Annotated in this window: 3 protein-coding genes and 1 pseudogene; all 4 read left to right on the forward strand. The window is 59.6% G+C overall.

Annotation, left to right across the window (positions count from 1 at the left end):
- Nucleotides 1–150 (forward strand): annotated as a pseudogene (locus tag CWM61_RS28450) (dTDP-glucose 4,6-dehydratase); the annotation flags it as partial.
- 13 nt (nucleotides 151–163) lie between these two features.
- On the forward strand, nucleotides 164–1,033 hold the full coding sequence (gene rfbA, locus CWM61_RS28455; RefSeq protein ID WP_100632268.1) for a glucose-1-phosphate thymidylyltransferase RfbA: 870 nt from the start codon (nucleotides 164–166) through the stop codon (nucleotides 1,031–1,033).
- 31 nt (nucleotides 1,034–1,064) lie between these two features.
- Entirely contained in the window at nucleotides 1,065–1,955 is an 891-nt protein-coding gene (gene rfbD, locus CWM61_RS28460; protein ID WP_000698223.1) for a dTDP-4-dehydrorhamnose reductase, read from the forward strand.
- 14 nt (nucleotides 1,956–1,969) lie between these two features.
- Nucleotides 1,970–2,427: dTDP-4-dehydrorhamnose 3,5-epimerase (gene rfbC, locus CWM61_RS28465; protein WP_100632269.1), on the forward strand; the 458-nt coding region annotated here is incomplete at its 3' end.

Genomic DNA, 2,427 nt, shown 5'->3' on the forward strand with positions numbered 1-2,427 from the left:
AAAATTCAGCGCGATCTGGGCTGGGTGCCGCAGGAGACGTTCGAGAGCGGGATTGAGAAAACCGTGCACTGGTACCTGAACAACCAGACCTGGTGGCAGCGCGTGCTGGACGGCTCCTATGCCGGCGAGCGTCTGGGCCTGAATAACTAATAAGGAAGTAAAGATGAAAGGTATTGTTCTGGCCGGCGGCTCCGGCACGCGTTTATATCCCATCACCCAGGGCGTCTCCAAGCAGCTGCTGCCTATCTACGACAAGCCGATGATTTTCTACCCGGTGTCCGTCCTGATGCTGGCGGGGATTCGCGACATCCTGATCATCTCCACGCCGGACGACATGCCTTCCTTCCAGCGCCTGCTGGGTGACGGGTCGCAGTTCGGGGTGAACTTCAGCTACGCTATCCAGCCGTCGCCGGACGGCCTGGCGCAGGCCTTTATTATTGGCGAGAAGTTCATCGGCAACGATGCCTGCGCCCTGGTGCTGGGAGATAATATCTACTTTGGCCAGAGCTTCGGTAAAAAGCTGGAAGCGGCAGCGGCGAAGACTTCCGGTGCCACGGTGTTTGGCTACCAGGTGCTGGATCCGGAGCGCTTCGGGGTGGTGGAGTTCGACGAGAACTTTAAGGCGCTGTCCATCGAGGAGAAACCGCTGAAGCCGAAATCGGACTGGGCGGTGACCGGGCTCTATTTCTACGACAATAACGTGGTGGAGATGGCGAAGGACGTGAAGCCTTCAGCGCGCGGCGAGCTGGAGATCACCACCCTGAACCAGATGTATCTGGAGCGCGGCGATCTGCAGGTGGAGCTGCTGGGGCGCGGTTTTGCCTGGCTGGATACGGGCACCCACGACAGCCTGATGGACGCATCACAGTTCATTCACACCATTGAGAAGCGCCAGGGGATGAAAGTGGCCTGCCTGGAAGAGATTGGTTACCGTAATAAATGGCTGTCGGCGGAAGGGGTGGCGGCTCAGGCGGAACGCCTGAAGAAAACCGAGTACGGTGCTTATCTGAAGCGCCTGCTGAACGAGCGTTAATGCCCTCTCCGTCAACGACAGGATACAGAGAATGAAGATTTTACTGATTGGCAAGAATGGCCAGGTGGGCTGGGAGCTGCAGCGTTCACTGTCCACCCTCGGCGACGTGGTCGCGGTGGACTACTTTGACAAAGAGCTGTGCGGTGACCTGACTAATCTGGAAGGCATCGCGCAGACCGTGCGTACCGTCCGCCCGGATGTGGTGGTGAATGCCGCCGCGCACACGGCGGTGGACAAGGCAGAAAGCGAGCGGGAGCTCTCCGACCTGCTGAACGACAAAGGGGTGGCGGTGCTGGCGGCGGAGTCGGCGAAGCTGGGTGCCCTGATGGTGCATTATTCCACGGACTATGTGTTCGACGGCGCCGGCAGCCATTATCGCCGGGAAGATGAAGCAACCGGCCCGCTGAACGTCTACGGTGAAACCAAACGCGCCGGTGAACTGGCCCTGGAGCAGGGCAACCCGCGTCACCTGATTTTCCGTACCAGCTGGGTGTACGCCACCCGCGGCGCCAACTTTGCCAAGACGATGCTCCGCCTGGCGGGTGAGAAAGAGACGCTCTCCATCATTGACGACCAGCACGGGGCGCCCACCGGCGCTGAGCTGCTGGCAGACTGCACGGCGACGGCAATCCGTGAAACGCTGCGCAATCCGGCGCTGGCCGGCACCTATCATCTGGTGGCCAGCGGCGAGACCAGCTGGTGCGACTACGCCCGCTATGTGTTTGAGGTGGCGAGGGCGCACGGTGCAGAGCTGGCGGTCCAGGAAGTGAAGGGCATTCCGACGACGGCCTATCCGACGCCGGCGAAGCGTCCGCTCAACTCACGCCTGTCGAATGAAAAATTCCAGCAGGCATTTGGGGTGACTCTCCCGGACTGGCGTCAGGGTGTGGCTCGCGTGGTAACAGAAGTCCTGGGCAAATAAACGGGTGGCAAACGATGAACATTATTAAAACAGATATTCCTGACGTGCTGATTTTTGAACCGCGCGTGTTTGGTGATGCGCGGGGCTTCTTCTTCGAGAGCTTCAGCAGCAAGGTGTTTAATGAGGCGGTGGGCCGCCAGGTGGATTTTGTTCAGGACAACCACTCCCAGTCCCAGAAAGGCGTATTGCGCGGGCTGCACTATCAGCTGGATCCGCACGCCCAGGGCAAACTGGTGCGCTGTGTGGAAGGTGAGGTATTTGACGTGGCGGTGGATATCCGTCGTTCATCGCCCACCTTTGGCAAATGGGTGGGCGCGGTGCTCAGCGCAGAGAATAAACGTCAGCTGTGGATCCCGGAAGGGTTCGCCCACGGGTTTATGGCGCTGAGCGACACGGTGCAGTTTGTCTACAAGGCGACGAACTACTACGCGCCGCAGTCAGAACGGAGCATCATCTGGAACGATCCGGAGAT

Origin of the sequence: Klebsiella sp. K-Nf6 (genome assembly GCF_002806655.1) — a bacterium.
GTDB lineage: Bacteria > Pseudomonadota > Gammaproteobacteria > Enterobacterales > Enterobacteriaceae > Klebsiella > Klebsiella variicola.